Raw genomic sequence first — 16,988 nt, forward strand, 5'->3', positions numbered from 1 at the left:
ATGACGTGGTACCCACTTTGATTATGTGTAAATTTTATTTCTATGATCGAAATCAACAGCTATGATAACTAATGTATCATCTTTAATTTCGACTATTAATCGATAATTAAGTATACGATATCTCCAAAAGCCTTTAAGATTTCCTTTTAAAGGTTTTCCATGTATACGAGGATCCTCAGTGCCACAAAGATTTTTTTTAATATATGAGTATAATAATTTTTGAGTAGAAGAATCCATTTTTTTGATTTTCTTATGTAACTTAACTGGAATAATTACTTGATATCCCATTCTTTAGCAGCCTCCTCAAATGTTAGGAACTCCATAGAATCTTTTTCTTGTAAATATTCATTGACGATGGATATATCGTATTCATCTTCGATTCGCTCTAATAACATAGCTTTAATATATTGAGAGATGTTTTCTCCTTTACTTTCAATATATTGACGAATAATTTTATCTTCTGCTTCATTAAAACGAACAGATATAACAGCCATGATAATCACCTCGCTTCCATGTTTACATTGTAAACATAGAAGCAAAAAAAGTCAAGAAATTTGGGTTTGAAGGTAATGAAGTGGTAAAATCTATACATGTATATAGGTAAGAAGAATATATCATGAGTTAGTGTAACACTCTTATGGGAAAATAAAATAGAAATAATCCAATAAAAGTGTTAGAATGAAAAAAATGATATTCTGTATTAATAATAGATTGGAAAGGAGTTTCTATGGCAATCGAGATTGGACAAGTTGGTATGGCTATGGTGGTAGTGGAAGCTAACAATACAGCAGAGTACATGGGTAGTGGTACTTTACCTGTGTTTGCCACACCTGCGATGGTAGCATTGATGGAGAAAGCAGCCTATACTGGGATTCAAAGTGATTTAGGAGACGGCGAAGGATCCGTGGGGATTCGCATGGAAACAAGCCATGAAGCAGCTAGCCCATTAGGTGCAATTATAACTGCAATGGCAACGGTGGTAGCTGTTGACGGTAGAAAAGTAACCTTTGAGGTAGTGGCTAAAGAAGGTGAAAAAGTTATCGGCCGTGGTACACATGAACGGTTTATTATTAATAACGAAAAGTTTATGTCTAAAATCGTCGCTAGCTAAGTTATGTAGCCTGTGGCGATGAACAGAATAGGTACGACAAAGCCCGTGGTACACGTCTTCAGAAACGGTATTTCATAATGTTTCTTCAGACGTATACCACGGGCATTTTGTTATCTTATTTATTTAGTATGAGTCGCCACAAGGCTACTACACATAACGGCGCTCCTCAGTGTTTTGATTGTGTGTATTGAATATATGAAAACGCCTAACGAATGAGGTCTTGTACACCTCAACACGTTAGGCCATTTTCGTTCTCAAGTATTTTCGAGATGAGCCTAACGCCTTCGACACGTTATTGGCTCTCTTTTATTATGGCTAGTATACCATACTTTCAACGGTATGCCAAATTATTTACGAGGGATGCGGCGTAAGATTGGGATTAGTAGCAAGGCTACTAAGATGCCGATGCCGCTGGTTAGGAAGGATGCGGGTAGTCTTGTGACGGCAGCGATGTAGCTATCCAGTACGACCCACCATGCCACGAAGTACCCTGCAGCTGTCCAAATAGCACCTACTAGCATAGCTAATAAGATACGAGGAGTAGATACGGAACGAGCAGGAACGGTAGGTCTCCAACCCACTGTTAATAAGCCTACGATGACACCTGCTAATCCTTTAATCACGATGGAGAACACTGTGTATTGGGAATGCCCCATGATGAGGTCAAAGATGCCAGATCCGATGGCCCCAGCGAGCCCTGCATAGAATCCGCCGAATACGGATGCCATGGAGAATAGAGCGGCGGAACCAAGGTGTACCATAGCCCCTGTTGGCAGAGGTACTTTTATGGTCGTAAACACGATGCATAAAGCGGATAATAATCCGATATAGATGATATCTTTTGTTGTTGAGTTCATGAAACCTCCTAATTATGGATTGGGAATGGAAATTAACCGATCTAATAGTAATTCAAGGGCTAAGCCGTCACGCAAGGAACCGATTTCCTCATGGGTGAACTTCACTGCTTCTGTAGTAAATTGGCCTGCAATGCGAGATGCTTCTTCCGGGGTATAGCCACGTAATACGAGGGCTGTTAAGATAGCTGTGAAAGTATCCCCCGTTCCGTGGGCTTTCACTTGTACTAATGGGTTGGATATCCATGTGATAGTATCTGTGCTGCCACGATAGACGGCGATGAGTGCAGAATCTTCAGATGGTAAGCTAGATAGTACTACATACTCAGGTCCTTGTGCATGCAAACGACGGCACATATCATAGATTACTTCTTCTGATTGAGGTGTAGGGTCATAGGGGATATCTAAGAGGAAACAAGCCTCTGTGTAGTTCGGTTTGATGATGAACGCTTTGGTGATGAGCTTGCGCATTTCTTTCACCATTTCGTCGTTATAGATAGAATAGAGTTTGCCATCATCTGCCATAGCAGGGTCTACCACAACGAGTTTATCTTTGCCGAACCGTTCGATGGCATCTTCTACGAGACGAATTTGTTCAGGTGATGCGAGGAAGCCACTTTGAATGGCATCGAAGGTGATGTCGTTTTTGTTCCAACAGTTGTAGAAACTTTCAAGGTAATCCGTAATGTCTACCAATTCAAAGTTAGGATATTCTAAATGATTGCAAAGTACCGCTGTTGGTAACGGAATCGGTTGGCACCGTAGAGCACTCACTAAAGGGATGAACACAGTGAGTGAACAACGACCGACAGAACTCATATCTTGTATGGATAGTATAGTAGGTACGTGATTCATGGGACACTCTCCTTTTGTTTGTAATAGATACCTTCACATAACAATATCACTATGCTATTTGTAATATATATTTTCATATTGTTATACTTGTGGATGACACTTGTGTTTTGTTATGCAGTTAACAAAATTTATATAGACCATTGTATGTGAAGAAGTATATTCTACTGTATATCAATAGGATATTTTAAGAATGCTATTAGTATACACTTTCATAGTGTCATGCGTAAATACACAGAAATTATAAAAATATTAGGACAGATATGTAAAAACTAGAAATTATTGTCATGTTAACGTATAATAAAGAGATACATAACAATAGTTTGGAGATTGAATATGAGTGTTTTAACTGTAACCAATGTAACCCATGGATTTGGGGCAAGACAAATATTAGATGATGCATCTTTCCGTTTGCTGAAAGGAGAACACGTGGGCTTAATCGGAGCCAACGGAGAAGGAAAGTCCACCTTTTTAAATATCATTACGGGGCATCTAATGCCAGATGAAGGCAAGGTGGAATGGTCCAACCAAGTGACGGTAGGCTATTTAGATCAGCACAGTGTATTAGAGAAAGGAATGACCATTCGCGATGTACTGCGAGGGGCCTTCGATTCTCTTTATGGTATTGAGCAACAATTGCAAGATGCCTATTTAGAAATGGGCGATTGTTCTGAGGACAGAATGAATGAGCTTATGGAGCTTACTGGCGAATGGCAAGAGATGTTAGAGCAACGAGGCTTCTATGAAATCGATGCGACCATTGAACGGACTGCCCAAGGCTTAGGCTTGATGGACATCGGTCTTGACCGTGACGTTATGGATTTGAGCGGTGGTCAACGGACGAAAGTATTGCTCACAAAATTGTTGTTGGAGCAACCAACAATTTTACTCTTGGACGAACCGACAAACTATTTAGACGTGGATCATATTAAATGGCTGCAAAACTATTTGCAAAACTATGAAAACGCCTTTATCTTAATCTCTCATGATGTAGAGTTCTTAAATTCTGTAGTGAACGTCATTTACCATATTGAGCAAGCGCAGCTCACACGGTATACTGGCGATTATTACCAATTCCTAGCTGCTTACGAAGTAAAAAAGCAACAAGCTTTGCGTGCGTACGAGCGCCAACAGCAAGAAGTGGCAGACATGAAAGATTTCATTCAGCGCAACAAAGCCCGTGTGGCTACTCGTGGTATGGCTAACTCCAGAGCGAAACGCCTAGAAAAAATGGAAATCCTAGAGAAGCCACAAGAAAAGATAAAACCATCCTTTGGGTTTAAAGAAGGACGTACACCGAGTCGTTTCATCGTGGATGCGAAAGACCTTGTTTTGGGTTATGATGAGCCATTGACACGTCCTGTAGAAGTGGTCATCGAACGAGGTAAGAAAATCGCTATTCAAGGTGTGAATGGCTTGGGAAAAACAACCTTATTAAAAACCTTGTTAGGCATGATTCCGGCTTTATCTGGAAATATTGAAAAAGGTGAGTTTTTACAAATTGGTTACTTTGCCCAAGAAGACAGTCGAGATAATTCGAAAACTGCGTTGGATTACATTTGGGATGCCTACCCGTCCTTGACGAATTCCGAGGTGCGTGCAGCTCTTGCTCGATGTGGACTTACCAATGAGCATATTACGAGCCAAATGCGTGTCTTATCTGGTGGAGAAAATGCAAAAGTTCGTCTCTGTAAATTGATGCAGGAATCCTATAATGTACTTGTATTGGACGAACCGACGAACCATTTAGATGTAGATGCGAAGGCAGAATTGGCGCGGGCATTGCAGGCTTTTAAAGGGACGATTGTCCTCGTCTGCCATGAACCAGAATTTTACGAATCTTGGGTGACCGATATTTGGACCATCGAAGATTGGACTACGAAAATTATTTAGGAGATGACTATGAAAGAACAAGCTCTAGACGGTGTGCGCCAATTATTAGAGGGCCTTGGTATCGATCTTGAAGCACAGGGTATGACAGATACGCCGAAGCGTGTGGCCACGTTATTTGAAAGCTTGTTTTCTGGACGTAACAGCACGGCCGAAGAGGCTCTAGGCGATGTGTATCCCACGGAACATACGGGCCTTGTATCGGTGAATCACATTCCTTTTTATTCCATATGTGAACATCATTTAATGCCTTTCTATGGCAAAGTACACATTGTGTATCAGCCACGGGATGGCAAAGTATTTGGTTTGGGCCGTTTGAAAGCCTTGGTAGATGTCTTTGCTAAACGTCCACAATTACAAGAGCGATTTACCCATGACATTGCCACATCCTTAGTGGAAGACGGCCATGTGTTGGGCGCTATGGTCATGGTGGAAGCTACTCATTTATGCATGCTCATGAAAGGTGAGGTAGCACAAGAAACGGTGGCAAAAACAATCGTAGCCACTGGTATATTAGAGCCCATTGGGATATTACGGGAGGAAGCATTGGTGTTATTAGGAGGTAACGATCATGTTTAAGTACCGCAAGTACAACTGGCAAGATGGTAAACAATTAGAACTAAAAGACCGTACATTGATTATGGGGATTTTAAATGGCACTCCCGATTCTTTTTCTGATGGAGGTCGTTACAATACTTCTGACACCGCTGTGGCCCATGCGAAATCGATGATTGAGCAGGGTGCAGACATCATCGATGTAGGTGTAGAATCCACACGTCCAGGGCACACGCAAATTTCTGTTACTGAGGAAATTGAGCGCATGAAAGACATTCTATTGCCGGTCTTAGATGTATGTACAATCCCTGTATCGGTGGATACATACCGGGCAGAAACAGCAGACTTTGCCTTATCTCATGGGGCTCATATTTTAAACGATATTTGGGGTTTAAAATATGACAAGGATATGGCTGCAGTAGCTGCGAAATACGATGTGCCGGTCATTATCATGCACAACCAAAATACGACGGATTATGATGATATCATCGACGATATGAAAGCATTCTTTTTCTCCTCTGTGGATTTAGCTTTGAAAGAAGGAGTAAAACCGCAGAATATTTGGCTTGACCCAGGCATTGGTTTTGGTAAAGATTATGCCCAAAATGTGGAAGTCATCCAACGATTGGGGGAAATTACTGTCTATGAGTATCCTGTGCTATTAGCGCCTAGTCGCAAGCGTTTCATTGGCACTATTTTAAATGAATTGTCAGCGGATCAGAGGGATGAAGGAACGGTAGCTACTTGTATTACAGGTATGATTCAAGGCGTGGATATGGTCCGTGTTCACAATGTGGAAATGCATAAACGTGCCATCACGGTGGCAGATGTACTATTACGAGGTGAGTAATGGACAGAATTAACTTGCGAAACATGGCATTTTACGGATACCATGGCAATTTACCAAGTGAAAATGAAATAGGACAGCGATTCTTTGTAGATGTTTCCCTCGCCTTAGACTTGTCAAAAGCAGGTCAGTCGGATCAATTAGAAGACTCCATTAATTATGCGGACGTCTATGAGCGCACAAAAGCAATCGTAGAGGGGACGCCCCGCTGTTTGATTGAACGTGTAGGAACTCTAATAGCGGAATCCATCTGGGGACACTATGAAGGGTTACAGGGACTTTCAGTGACGGTGCGCAAACCAGAAGCGCCTATTCCAGGCGTGCTGGATTACGTAGAAGTAGTGATTACACGAGGGCAATTATAATGTATATCTATTATATTGGCATCGGATCGAACCTAGGTGATAGGGAAGGGTATTTAGCATTCGCTGTATCTGAATTGACGAACACAGACGGTGTTCGCAGTGTAAACCATTCCAGCTGGATTGAAACACCACCCTGGGGTCCCGTAGAACAAGGTCCATTTTTAAATGGTATTTTGAAAGTAGAAGCCACTCTGACACCTCTTGTTATGTTAGATACAATATTGCATATCGAGCGGTTAGCAGGGAGACAGCGAGAGATTCACTGGGGACCTCGTACATTGGATTTAGATATTGTTTGGATAGAAGATGAAGCGGACCAATGCGTGCAGGTGAACACAGCTAATTTGGTAGTACCTCATCCCTATTTTTGGGAACGGATCTTTGTGCTGGAACCATTACAAGAAATTTATCCTCAATTTATCTATCAAGGAGTTAGTATTCATAATAGACTAGAGGAATTGCGGGCAATAGAATCGTAGCTAGAATTATGCAGAGCCAGTTTAGGATGATTCCCACCTTGATGGTGTTAGTCATCGTTAGAATGGTCTATGAAGAAATATATAAGGAGCATATATATGGGTTCTTTTTTTAGAAAAGGGTGGGTAAAATTTATCCTTCTCATGTTTATATTTACGGCTATTACATCGCCTATTGTGGTGTTGTTTGGTCCCTTTGATAATATTAAACGTACCGTCGTAGGGGCCATCTTACGGTCTCGCCATCCACATTATATTACGTGGCTCTATACACCTGAGGAAATTCAGAAAATTGTAGGTACTGTGGGCACTGGTGAAAGCCAAGAACTGTTCAAATTCGATGTGAAAGAAGATACATCCTTGAACTTGCGTAAAATTGAGTCCAATCGGTATACGGGATTTTTATTGGAAATTCCAGACCCTCGACGCATTCAAGTGGCTACGGCGCCACAGTTGAATGAAAAAGGGGAGACCACTAGCAATATTGCGCGCCTCAATGGAGCCGTAGCTGCCATCAATGGTGGTGGATTCCACGATCCAAACGGAACGGGCACAGGTCGTTCTCCCTATGGATTTATTTTGCATGATGGAGAATATGTCATCGGAAAAGACGTAGGACCTGATGAAGATGTAGATTTCATCGGTTTTACAAAAGCGGGTAACTTAATTGCCGGTACCTACAACAAGCGGGAATTGAAAGAAATGGGCGCCAAAGAAGGATTGACCTTTGGACCCCCTCTTATCGTGAACGGTAAAAAGATGATTACCGATGGTGATGGTGGGTGGGGCATTGGTCCTAGAACGGCTATCGCACAAAAGAAAGACGGTACTGTTTTATTCTTAGTTATCGATGGTCGTCAAGCCTACTCTGCAGGGGCTACCTTGCGTGATGTACAAGATATTTTATACCAAGAAGGGGCTGTCATTGCGGCTAACTTAGATGGCGGTTCTAGTACGACCTTATTCTATAATGGTAAAACTGTGAATAAACCAGCTGATTTGCTCGGTGAACGCATGATTCCTACTGTATTTATCGTGAAATAGGAGAGTCTATGAAAACCTTTGGAAAAGTAACGACAGCCTTTTTGTTGGGCTTAGTTTTACAAGGCGGTGTCTATTATTATTTAGACCAAGTATACTTAGCGCCTACCACGAACTTTCAGGTCACCAATGGGGAAGAAGTAGATAAGAATTTTCCTGACGTGAAAGAGGGAACGCGCTATTATTCCCATGATCATAAATATATGGCAGTGGTGGAACAGAATCGTGTTGATATATATACGGCGGGCAAAGAAGCGCCAGTTACGTTGGATTTAAAAGAACGAGAAGTATCCTATTTTGAATGGATGTCAGATCGCAACCTAGCCATTGTTGGTTTATTCGGTGGAAAGCATGATGATATTGTGTTAGCACGTATTGACCCAGAAGCACCAGATCATGAAATTGATACGACTATCAATACAGTCCCACGAGGGTCACGAATTACTGATGTGGCATATTCTGCGGCAACGAACGTAGTGTATATGAAAGTCCGTGTAGGTGATGGGGCTTACCGTGTGTATCGTACGGATGCGAACTATGATACTCGTCGTGTGTACATGCAAGCCTCCGATATTGGTCGCATCGGTATGTTCTATAATGAAGATCGATTCTTTTACGATAATGCGCGCACTGGTGATGTATTCATGTTCAATGGTACAGAAGGTGGTTGGCGTGCCATCAATCCTCCTGGTAAATTCCGCCTCATTGGTGTGACGCAAGGTCAGCTAATTTATATTGTAAAAGTGGATGATAAAAACCGTGCTCTAGAGGCCTATGAGGGTAAATTAGGAGTAGGATTTAATAAAATTTATACCTATGATAACCCAACGGAATTAACAGAAATTACGGTAGATTCTATTCTGAAAGACAAGGAATCTGCTAAAGATAGTGCTTCTACAGAGAAAAAGAAGTAAAAAAGTAAGAATATTGTATAATGTGCAGTAATAAAGTTCACTGTATTTTGTAAAAAGCTATAACAATTAGTCATAACAGAAGCGAAATTGTGGAAGATATGGAGAGGAGGAACTGTAAAATGGCAAAATTTAAAATCCAAAAAGGATTAAGTGATGCAGATATGATGAAAGGCTTTGTTGAAGAAGAAACATTTGAGACTGCCCTATTGAAAGATGATGCTAAGGCAACTAACAAAGTAGTAGGAAAGCCGAAAGAGCAAAAAACGGAAGATGATTTTTACCAAGAGTTTTTAACAGAGCGGATAAAAACGGAAATCGGTAAGTTATTACTAGCCATAAAAATGGATTATTTCAAAGATGACATAAAGGATTTTTCTATTCAGGTCAAGCGTAATGGCAACAATATTGTATTAGAAACGGCGCCTAAAAAGGTAAAATAAACTTAAACAGTTGACAATGAATATCGTAATATATATACTGAAATCCCTCTAAAATAGTGGAAAAACATGGTAGTACATCGATAAAATTCATATGACTAAAAAGCATGTACTTTGGTTGACAAATGTCACGTTTAGTAGTCTAATATAGTTATGTACATTATACATGAGATAACTGTTACTCATGTATTTAATAATTCCCCTTCTATCAGGTGGTAGAGTCTTGATAGGGAAGGGTCAATGTGAAGGAGAAGGATTATGAGTGCAAAAAGAGTAAGATTAGTAGAAACAGTTCTTCGTGATGGTCATCAATCTATCTTGGCTACACGTATGCGCATGAAACACATGCTTCCAGCATTACAACAATTGGATGAAATTGGTTATGATGCTTTGGAATGCTGGGGTGGTGCTACATTCGATAGCTGTATCCGTTTCTTGGACGAAAACCCATGGGAACGTCTTCGTACATTAAAAGCAAACTTAAAAAATACACCATTGCAAATGTTACTTCGTGGTCAAAACTTATTGGGTTACAAACATTATGCTGATGATGTAGTAGAAGCATTCGTTCGCAAAGCAAAAGAAAACGGTATGGACCGTATCCGTATTTTCGACGCATTGAACGATCCTCGCAACATGCGTGCTGCTATCGAAGCTGGTAACAAAGCAGGTGTGCATGTACAAGGTACTATGGTTTACACAATCAGCCCTGTACATACTAACGAAAGCTTCGTAAAAGTAGCTAAAGAATTGAAAGAAATGGGTATTGATTCCCTTTGCATCAAAGATATGTCTGGCTTATTAGCTCCATATGATGCAGAATCCTTAGTAAAAGATTTACGCAAAGAATTTGGTGAAAAATTCGATATCGATTTACATAGCCATTTCACTTGTGGTTTAGCATCTGCTACTTACTTAAAAGCTGTAGAAGCTGGCGTTGATATCATCGACACTGCATTGAGCCCATTCGGTCATGCAACTAGCCAACCTGCTACTGAATCTATCGTTGAAATCTTCAAAAACACTCCATATGATACTGGTTTAGATCTTGCTAAAATGCGTGAATTAGCTACATACTTCCGTGGCGTTCGTAAAGAAATCGCTGATGAATTCGGCTTGACTCCAGCTCATGAAGTATTGCCAGAAGTTCGTCATTACCAAATTCCTGGCGGTATGTTATCCAATACTCAAAACCAATTGAAAGAAATGGGTATGGCTGATAAATTCTTCGACGTAATGGATGAAATGCCTCGCGTTCGTGAAGATCTTGGTTTCCCTCCATTGGTAACTCCAACATCCCAAATCGTTGGTACAATGGCTATGATGAACGTGTTGTTCCAATCCCAAGGATTGCCTCGTTACAACACTACACCAGCTGAAGTAAAAGACCTAGTTCGTGGTAAATACGGTCAACTTCCAGCAGCTGTAAAACCAGAAATCAAAGAATTAATCATTGGTGATGAAACTCCTATCACTCATCGTCCAGCTGATGACGTAGCTCCAGAAATGGAAAAAATGCGTGCTGATCTTGAAGCTAAAGGTTTCACTGGCGTAACAGAAGAAGACGTATTAACATACGCTATGTTCCCAGAAGTAGCTCTTCAATACTTCGAAAAACATGCAACACCTGTAACTCAAAAAGTATTGAACTACAAAGGTGAATAGTTAATCCTTACATTCACATATAAAAAGCGACCTCTTTATGGGGTCGCTTTTTATTGCATTTACATCGTGGGTATGCGGGTAGTTAGGGTTCTTTGACAAAAGACAGGGATTAGCATACCAAATCATTTTGGCCTATAACCCAGAGATTACTCTTGTATGAGTAGTGCTAACATGTAGTATGGAGACTTAGTTATTGCGAATGAGGTTTACACGGAACTGTGGAGATATGCTATAATACAACTATACATAAGACTGGACAAAAGGTATAGATAAAGCGAGTAGATATATATTGGGAGTGGAGACCATGGAGAACGGTACTAAAAGACCGAGTCGGCCTGTCAAGGCGAAGGCAAATGGTATGTGGAAAAAGGTGCGCTACGCTATCGTTATCTTGTTTGCACTTGTATTAGTGCAACAAATATATACGATTTATAGTTTGCATCAAGAGAAGCAACAGTTGGAGCAACAATTACAGGAGCTGAAAAAGGAAAATGAAAGTTTATCTGAACAAAAGAAATTGTTAGAAGACGATAAACATATCGAGGGTGTAGCACGGGAAGAACTTGGTCTAGTGAAACCAGGGGAAGTTCCCTATGTTCGATAAGAAAGGGGCTGTAATAAAATAGCTTCAAGTGCGTCGAAAAACGGAAAACTACCAAGATATCTTGTGATAATGCTGTCTCAAGAACTTGGTAGTTTCTGCATGTAAAAAAGGACTGTAATGAAAATGTAAACATGAATATTTTATTATAGTCTCTTTTGTGTACACAGTAGTTACATAATAGACGGATGTACATAATTATGGATAGAAAGTTGAGTGATATAGATGGAACAATATATAGTGCAACAAGGTAGTCAGATAGGAATTGTAGATTTAGGATCCAATTCATTTCGAGTATTATTGGGCACTTATGATGGTTCGCAGTGGCAGAATGAACCGAAGCAATTATGGACTACACAATTAGGAAAACGTAGTAGTGATGGTCTATTAACTAAGGGAGGTATGGAACGTGGTCTACAAGCACTTAAAGAAATCTGTAAGGTCTTAGATGCGTATGGTGCCACTATTCGCATTGGTCTTGCTACGAGTGCCATTCGAGAATCAGGAAATGGACAGGAGTTTCTAGCACAAGCCAAACAAGTGTGCCCTATGGAGTACCGTGTGCTAAGTGGTGAAGAAGAAGCTACCTATGGATTTAAGGGGGCTACGGTTTATGAACATCCCGACTTTCACTATGCCACTATTGATGTAGGGGGAGGGAGTACGGAAATTGCCTTGGGTGATGCAAATCATGTGTACTTTGCAAAATCTTATCCTGCTGGTGCTGTGCGTATGCAAGAAATGTCCGCAGAGGGGCCACAACGTGTATGGGAAGAAACAGTGCGTATGTGGGATGAATTACCTATTGCAGGGACCTTTGGAGAGTTCATCGGTATTGGCGGAACTGCTACGACGTTGGCGGCTATGGATTTGCAGATGGAGATCTATGATCCGAAACGAATACAAGGCCATCGTTTAGACCGTGGTACCATCGAGGCGATGATACTGCAACTTCGCTATATGAGCCGTGAGGAACGATTGCAAGTGAAAGGTTTGCAACCAGGTCGTGTAGATATTATTGTGCCAGGTGCAGAGATTATTACGTCTCTTATGGATACGTATCAAATTGGCTCCATCGTCATCAGCGAGGCCGATGGATTAGAAGGGTGGCAATCACAATATGGTGGAAGATAGAGATAGTTATTATTCCTGGGCACCCTTGGTGGATAGCTTATTAGATGCCTATGAAAGTCAAGGGGACTTTCAAACGGTGATAGAAGTAGAAAAGGCGAATGAAACACGGAAACATGTGAAGATGGTGGTGCCTTTGCTGACGATGGAAGAGTTGGCAGAGCAAGTGGAGCATAGTCAACATATGTTGAGTAAATGGTATGAAGAAGGCTGTATTGAGCAGTACCATAGGTATCGACAACGCATGTTTCACTGTACTAGACCGATGAATCGTAGCGAAGAGAAAGCTTTGTACGGAGATATGTGGACTACTCTGTTACGGTTGCGACAAGCTGTGACGGAATCCATGGATGATGTGATTACAAAGAATACACCTGTATTGCTCGCTTGCTCTGGTGGGGTAGATTCTATTGCCTTGCTACATTATTTCTATATAGAAGGGTTCACAAATATTGGGGTCTTTACCATGGATCATGGGTTACGACCAGAGGCAACGGAAGAAGTGGCTCTCGTAGAATGGTATGCATTACAATTTGGTATGCCTTGCTATGCGGTACAGGAAGATGTATCAGCGAAGGCGGATATAGAAGGTGTATCCTTTGAGATGATGGGACGCACATTGCGCTATGCTCATTTGCGTGATATCGCTGAGGAACGGGGCTATGAATATATTGTGACAGCCCATCATTTAGATGATCAAGGGGAGACCATATTAGCGCATCTGTTACGAGGTTCAGGCTTAGAAGGCTTACAAGGGATGAGCCTGTTCTCTGGTGATATTTGGCGACCTTGTTTGGCTGTGCCAAAGCAAGTCTTGCAAGACTATGCTAAGTGGTTACACTGTTTTCATGGAGAAGATGCATCAAATCAAGATGCAACTTATGATAGAAATTGGATTCGCCAAGTGTTAATACCTACTTGTGTAGAACGGTATCCACAAACGGTACATGCTTTGTGCCGATTAGGTGCATTAGCGCAATGTGATGCCTCCTATTTTGAGCAAGCGGTGACACGGTTAGAAATGGACTATGTCAGTCATACTGAAGAGGGCATAGTGTTGGATAAACGAGGATTGATGGGCGAGCATACTGCCTTGGTGAGCCGGTTATGGAAACGAGTATTAGGTTCCTATGTACGAGCAGAACAGTTGAGCCAAACGGTGATAGATGCCTTACTTTCACTGGTGAAAGGCCCAAAAGGAAAAGAATTTCGATTTCGTCAGGTGCAAGTTTTCACGTCATATGATACAATTAAGATTGTTCTATGTAGTGACATAGAAAAGAAATAGAGCTAACTAATAAGGAGTTACTATGATACCAGAAGTGAAAGAATTATTACTTTCAGAAGAACAAATTCAAAAACGAGTGGCAGAATTGGGTCGTCAAATTACAGAAGATTATACAGGTAAGGAAGTTGTCCTTGTAGGCGTGCTGAAAGGGGCAGTTGTCTTTTTTGCAGATCTATTGCGCCATATTGAAGGCGATGTGAGTATGGATTTTATTTCCTGCTCTAGTTATGGTAGTAGCACTGTGAGCAGTGGGGTTGTGCGTATTCTAAAAGATTTAGACCGTCCTGTAGAAGGAAAACACGTCATTGTAGTAGAAGATATTGTGGATACAGGTACCACTTTGTCCTATTTACTAGAAAACCTACAATCTCGTAAGGCTGCTAGTGTTCGTCTTTGTTCTTTATTGAATAAACCAGAGCGTCGTAAAGTAGATGTTCATGTAGATTATGAAGGGTTTGTCATCCCTGATGAGTTTGTTATCGGTTACGGTTTAGATTATGATGAAAAATATCGTCAACTGCCTTATATCGGCATTTTAAAAGAAGAAGTCTATCAATAATCGTTGATATATTCGACAAAATTTGATATGATAAATAAGTATCAATTTAGATTATAGATGAGAAAGGAGAAAAATTTGAAGCGAGGCTTAAAAAACGTACTCCTCTATTTGTTGATAATTGTGGCCGCAGTGGCAGCCATAAACTCTTTTTCTGAAGGTACTAAAAATAAATCAGAAATTACATATACATCGTTCCTACAAGAGGTACAACGAAAAAATGTAGAGAGTGTCACAATTACAGGGGATCATTCGATTACAGGTAAATTAAAATCCGGTACAGAATTTGCTACCTATGCACCTAGTGATGCAGGTATTTTTGCAAAATTGTCCGAAGGTGGTGTAGATGTAACGGCGCAACCGCCTGAACAACCAGCGTGGTGGGTAAGCTTATTAACTTCTGCCTTACCAATTGTATTGATTATTGGATTCTGGTTCTTTATGATGCAGTCTACACAAGGTGGCTCTGGTCGCGTCATGAACTTTGGCAAATCTCGTGCTAAAATGCAAGGAGAAGGCAAAGTCAATGTGACTTTCAAAGATGTGGCTGGTGCAGATGAAGCAAAACAAGAATTGCAAGAAGTGGTTGAGTTTTTGAAAAATCCAGCTAAGTTTAATGCTATCGGCGCTAAAATTCCGAAAGGGGTCTTATTATTTGGCCCTCCAGGTACAGGTAAAACCTTGTTAGCACGTGCCGTAGCAGGGGAAGCAGGGGTTCCATTCTTTACTATCAGTGGTTCTGACTTTGTAGAGATGTTCGTTGGTGTTGGTGCCTCTCGTGTACGTGACTTGTTCAGTCAGGCTAAGAAAAATGCACCATGTATTATTTTCATCGATGAAATTGATGCGGTAGGTCGTCAACGTGGTGCTGGTCTAGGTGGCGGTCATGATGAACGAGAGCAAACCTTGAACCAATTATTGGTAGAAATGGATGGTTTCGGTGCTAACGAAGGTATTATTACTATTGCCGCTACGAACCGCCCAGACATTTTAGACCCAGCTTTATTGCGTCCAGGTCGTTTTGACCGTCAAGTGACAGTGGGTCGTCCAGATCTTCGGGGTCGTGAAGCGATTTTACAAGTTCATGCTCGTAATAAACCGTTGGATCCAGATGTGGATTTAAAAACAATTGCGAAAAAAGTGCCTGGTTTTACTGGTGCTGATTTGAGCAATTTATTAAATGAAGCAGCATTATTGGCGGCTCGTCAAGATCGTAAAACGATTTCCATGCATGATTTAGAAGAAGCTAGTGAGAAAGTAAGCTATGGTCCTGAGCGTAGAAGTCATGTGGTGAGTGAAAAAGAACGGGAATTGACAGCGTACCATGAATCTGGACACGCTATTGTGGCTCATTTATGGCCGAATGCAGATCCAGTTCATAAAGTAACAATCATTCCTCGTGGTAGTGCAGGTGGTTACACCATGATGCTTCCACAAGAGGAAAAAAACTATATGACTCGTTCCCAACTGCTAGCACAGATTCGCGTGGCTTTGGGTGGACGTTGTGCAGAGGCCATAGTACTGAAAGAAATCAGTAGTGGTGCTTCTGGAGACTTACAAATGGTGACGAACATTGCTCGTGAAATGATTACTCGTTTGGGTATGAGTGATGAGCTAGGACCATTGGTATTTGGAGAACACCAAGAGCAAGTTTTCTTAGGTAAAAGCTTAGGATCTGAACGCAATTATGGCGAAGCAGTAGCTGAAAAAATCGACAATGAAATGCATCGTATCGTAGCAGAAGCCTACGGTGATGTAATGAACTTGTTAACAGAAAATATTGATTTTTTACATAATATGGCGAAAGCTTTATTAGAAGAAGAAACGATTGATTCTAAGCAGGTGGACAACTTGTATCGCTATGGTACTTTGCTAAGTCCAGAAGAGGCACAGACACAAGCAGAAGAGGAAGCAAACAGTAAGAAGTCTCCTCTAGAAGCGGCAGGTATCGTGATGCCCGATAAAATTGATACATCAAAAGAATAATCTGAGATGCTATAGCCAAGGTATCTTCCCTAAGGGGAAGGTACCTTTTGTGCATATTAGGGGATTCAATACTATACGTATAATGAATCTTGTTTAGGTGTACCAAATTCGCATAGCTAGGGGGAATGAAATGCGTAGGTTAGTGTAAAATGTTTGTGGGAAAATAAAATAGCAAAAGAAGGTCATCCTTTGTTACAATGAATGTGTCAAAAAACTCAAAGCAAAGGAGACCTTCTTATGGAATTTATTTTACAGCAAGTAGCAGATAATTGCACTGACTTTTTTAACTTTTCTGAAAACAAGATATTTAATGATGAAGAAATGTACTCATTCTTCCATCTCATGGAAGACTTTTCAACCGTAATAAATGGTGTTGCAATTATGATGCTAGAGGTTTTTTTATCTAAATTAGATGACCA

At 40.9% G+C, this 16,988-nt stretch carries 20 protein-coding genes; 16 read left to right on the plus strand and 4 right to left on the minus strand.

Going from position 1 to position 16,988, the window contains the following annotated elements:
- Nucleotides 1-21 precede the first annotated feature (21 nt).
- Nucleotides 22-288 (minus strand): type II toxin-antitoxin system RelE/ParE family toxin, encoded by a 267-nt coding sequence (locus EO125_RS02685; RefSeq protein ID WP_127147542.1) that lies wholly within the window; start codon nt 286-288, stop codon nt 22-24.
- Nucleotides 273-494, minus strand: a complete 222-nt coding sequence (gene relB / locus EO125_RS02690; protein WP_127147543.1) for a type II toxin-antitoxin system RelB family antitoxin — start codon at nt 492-494, stop codon at nt 273-275. The genes EO125_RS02685 and relB overlap by 16 nt, the downstream gene beginning before the upstream one ends.
- A 233-nt stretch (nt 495-727) precedes the next feature.
- Between relB and EO125_RS02695 the strand changes: the two genes are divergently transcribed.
- On the plus strand, nt 728-1,111 hold the full coding sequence (locus EO125_RS02695) for a thioesterase family protein (protein WP_127147544.1): 384 nt from the start codon (nt 728-730) through the stop codon (nt 1,109-1,111).
- Between the two features lie 347 nt (nt 1,112-1,458).
- On the opposite strand, the gene EO125_RS02700 is transcribed toward EO125_RS02695, so the two are convergent.
- The gene (locus EO125_RS02700; protein WP_127147545.1) at nt 1,459-1,968 is read right to left on the minus strand and encodes an ECF transporter S component; all 510 of its coding nucleotides are present in this window, start codon (nt 1,966-1,968) and stop codon (nt 1,459-1,461) included.
- 12 nt (nt 1,969-1,980) lie between these two features.
- A complete protein-coding gene (locus tag EO125_RS02705) occupies nt 1,981-2,820 on the minus strand; it encodes a pyridoxamine kinase (protein WP_127147546.1) in 840 nt (279 codons plus the stop codon).
- Between the two features lie 333 nt (nt 2,821-3,153).
- Here EO125_RS02705 and EO125_RS02710 point away from each other — a divergent pair, with 333 nt between their 5' ends.
- From EO125_RS02710 to EO125_RS02780, 15 genes are all read left to right on the plus strand, one after another.
- Nucleotides 3,154-4,710: an ABC-F family ATP-binding cassette domain-containing protein gene (locus EO125_RS02710; RefSeq protein ID WP_127147547.1), complete on the plus strand. Its 1,557-nt coding sequence runs from the start codon at nt 3,154-3,156 to the stop codon at nt 4,708-4,710.
- A gap of 9 nt (nt 4,711-4,719) precedes the next feature.
- The gene (folE, locus tag EO125_RS02715; protein ID WP_127147548.1) at nt 4,720-5,286 is read left to right on the plus strand and encodes a GTP cyclohydrolase I; all 567 of its coding nucleotides are present in this window, start codon (nt 4,720-4,722) and stop codon (nt 5,284-5,286) included.
- Nucleotides 5,279-6,112, plus strand: coding sequence for a dihydropteroate synthase (gene folP, locus EO125_RS02720; RefSeq protein ID WP_127147549.1), 834 nt, complete (start codon nt 5,279-5,281; stop codon nt 6,110-6,112). Before folE ends, folP begins: the two co-directional genes overlap by 8 nt.
- Nucleotides 6,112-6,474, plus strand: coding sequence for a dihydroneopterin aldolase (gene folB / locus EO125_RS02725; protein ID WP_127147550.1), 363 nt, complete (start codon nt 6,112-6,114; stop codon nt 6,472-6,474). The genes folP and folB overlap by 1 nt, the downstream gene beginning before the upstream one ends.
- Complete coding sequence (gene folK, locus EO125_RS02730) at nt 6,474-6,953, plus strand: 2-amino-4-hydroxy-6-hydroxymethyldihydropteridine diphosphokinase (RefSeq protein ID WP_127147551.1); 480 nt, start codon at nt 6,474-6,476, stop codon at nt 6,951-6,953. The genes folB and folK overlap by 1 nt, the downstream gene beginning before the upstream one ends.
- A 96-nt stretch (nt 6,954-7,049) precedes the next feature.
- Entirely contained in the window at nt 7,050-7,994 is a 945-nt protein-coding gene (locus EO125_RS02735) for a phosphodiester glycosidase family protein (RefSeq protein WP_127147552.1), read from the plus strand.
- 8 nt (nt 7,995-8,002) lie between these two features.
- Entirely contained in the window at nt 8,003-8,905 is a 903-nt protein-coding gene (locus tag EO125_RS02740; protein WP_127147553.1) for a hypothetical protein, read from the plus strand.
- Nucleotides 8,906-9,024: 119 nt separating this feature from the next.
- A complete protein-coding gene (locus EO125_RS02745) occupies nt 9,025-9,345 on the plus strand; it encodes a hypothetical protein (RefSeq protein ID WP_127147554.1) in 321 nt (106 codons plus the stop codon).
- Nucleotides 9,346-9,600: 255 nt separating this feature from the next.
- On the plus strand, nt 9,601-11,007 hold the full coding sequence (locus EO125_RS02750; RefSeq protein ID WP_127068273.1) for a pyruvate carboxylase subunit B: 1,407 nt from the start codon (nt 9,601-9,603) through the stop codon (nt 11,005-11,007).
- Nucleotides 11,008-11,311: 304 nt separating this feature from the next.
- A complete protein-coding gene (locus EO125_RS02755) occupies nt 11,312-11,611 on the plus strand; it encodes a septum formation initiator family protein (RefSeq protein ID WP_127147555.1) in 300 nt (99 codons plus the stop codon).
- A gap of 222 nt (nt 11,612-11,833) precedes the next feature.
- Nucleotides 11,834-12,742: a phosphatase gene (locus EO125_RS02760; RefSeq protein ID WP_127147556.1), complete on the plus strand. Its 909-nt coding sequence runs from the start codon at nt 11,834-11,836 to the stop codon at nt 12,740-12,742.
- Nucleotides 12,729-14,027: a tRNA lysidine(34) synthetase TilS gene (tilS, locus tag EO125_RS02765; protein ID WP_127147557.1), complete on the plus strand. Its 1,299-nt coding sequence runs from the start codon at nt 12,729-12,731 to the stop codon at nt 14,025-14,027. The genes EO125_RS02760 and tilS overlap by 14 nt, the downstream gene beginning before the upstream one ends.
- A gap of 22 nt (nt 14,028-14,049) precedes the next feature.
- Nucleotides 14,050-14,586 carry a hypoxanthine phosphoribosyltransferase gene (hpt, locus tag EO125_RS02770; protein ID WP_127147558.1) on the plus strand — a complete coding sequence of 179 codons (537 nt, stop codon included), beginning with the start codon at nt 14,050-14,052 and terminating at the stop codon, nt 14,584-14,586.
- Nucleotides 14,587-14,661: 75 nt separating this feature from the next.
- Nucleotides 14,662-16,569, plus strand: a complete 1,908-nt coding sequence (ftsH, locus tag EO125_RS02775) for an ATP-dependent zinc metalloprotease FtsH (protein WP_127147559.1) — start codon at nt 14,662-14,664, stop codon at nt 16,567-16,569.
- Between the two features lie 237 nt (nt 16,570-16,806).
- The coding region (locus EO125_RS02780; RefSeq protein WP_164726417.1) for a hypothetical protein at nt 16,807-16,988 on the plus strand (182 nt) is incomplete at its 3' end.

This window comes from Veillonella sp. VA139 (genome assembly GCF_003992005.1).
Classification (GTDB): domain Bacteria; phylum Bacillota; class Negativicutes; order Veillonellales; family Veillonellaceae; genus F0422.

What these genes read in the sequence shown, in the direction of transcription:
- folE (WP_127147548.1), top strand. Translation starts at nt 4,720, where the DNA reads ATGAAAGAACAAGCTCTAGACGGTGTGCGCCAATTATTAGAGGGCCTT.
- EO125_RS02750 (WP_127068273.1), top strand. Translation starts at nt 9,601, where the DNA reads ATGAGTGCAAAAAGAGTAAGATTAGTAGAAACAGTTCTTCGTGATGGT.
- EO125_RS02755 (WP_127147555.1), top strand. Translation starts at nt 11,312, where the DNA reads ATGGAGAACGGTACTAAAAGACCGAGTCGGCCTGTCAAGGCGAAGGCA.
- EO125_RS02695 (WP_127147544.1), top strand. Translation starts at nt 728, where the DNA reads ATGGCAATCGAGATTGGACAAGTTGGTATGGCTATGGTGGTAGTGGAA.
- EO125_RS02685 (WP_127147542.1), bottom strand. Translation starts at nt 288, where the DNA reads ATGGGATATCAAGTAATTATTCCAGTTAAGTTACATAAGAAAATCAAA.
- relB (WP_127147543.1), bottom strand. Translation starts at nt 494, where the DNA reads ATGGCTGTTATATCTGTTCGTTTTAATGAAGCAGAAGATAAAATTATT.
- EO125_RS02760 (WP_127147556.1), top strand. Translation starts at nt 11,834, where the DNA reads ATGGAACAATATATAGTGCAACAAGGTAGTCAGATAGGAATTGTAGAT.
- EO125_RS02735 (WP_127147552.1), top strand. Translation starts at nt 7,050, where the DNA reads ATGGGTTCTTTTTTTAGAAAAGGGTGGGTAAAATTTATCCTTCTCATG.
- EO125_RS02745 (WP_127147554.1), top strand. Translation starts at nt 9,025, where the DNA reads ATGGCAAAATTTAAAATCCAAAAAGGATTAAGTGATGCAGATATGATG.
- EO125_RS02705 (WP_127147546.1), bottom strand. Translation starts at nt 2,820, where the DNA reads ATGAATCACGTACCTACTATACTATCCATACAAGATATGAGTTCTGTC.
- folK (WP_127147551.1), top strand. Translation starts at nt 6,474, where the DNA reads ATGTATATCTATTATATTGGCATCGGATCGAACCTAGGTGATAGGGAA.
- folP (WP_127147549.1), top strand. Translation starts at nt 5,279, where the DNA reads ATGTTTAAGTACCGCAAGTACAACTGGCAAGATGGTAAACAATTAGAA.
- EO125_RS02700 (WP_127147545.1), bottom strand. Translation starts at nt 1,968, where the DNA reads ATGAACTCAACAACAAAAGATATCATCTATATCGGATTATTATCCGCT.
- hpt (WP_127147558.1), top strand. Translation starts at nt 14,050, where the DNA reads ATGATACCAGAAGTGAAAGAATTATTACTTTCAGAAGAACAAATTCAA.
- folB (WP_127147550.1), top strand. Translation starts at nt 6,112, where the DNA reads ATGGACAGAATTAACTTGCGAAACATGGCATTTTACGGATACCATGGC.
- tilS (WP_127147557.1), top strand. Translation starts at nt 12,729, where the DNA reads ATGGTGGAAGATAGAGATAGTTATTATTCCTGGGCACCCTTGGTGGAT.
- EO125_RS02740 (WP_127147553.1), top strand. Translation starts at nt 8,003, where the DNA reads ATGAAAACCTTTGGAAAAGTAACGACAGCCTTTTTGTTGGGCTTAGTT.
- EO125_RS02710 (WP_127147547.1), top strand. Translation starts at nt 3,154, where the DNA reads ATGAGTGTTTTAACTGTAACCAATGTAACCCATGGATTTGGGGCAAGA.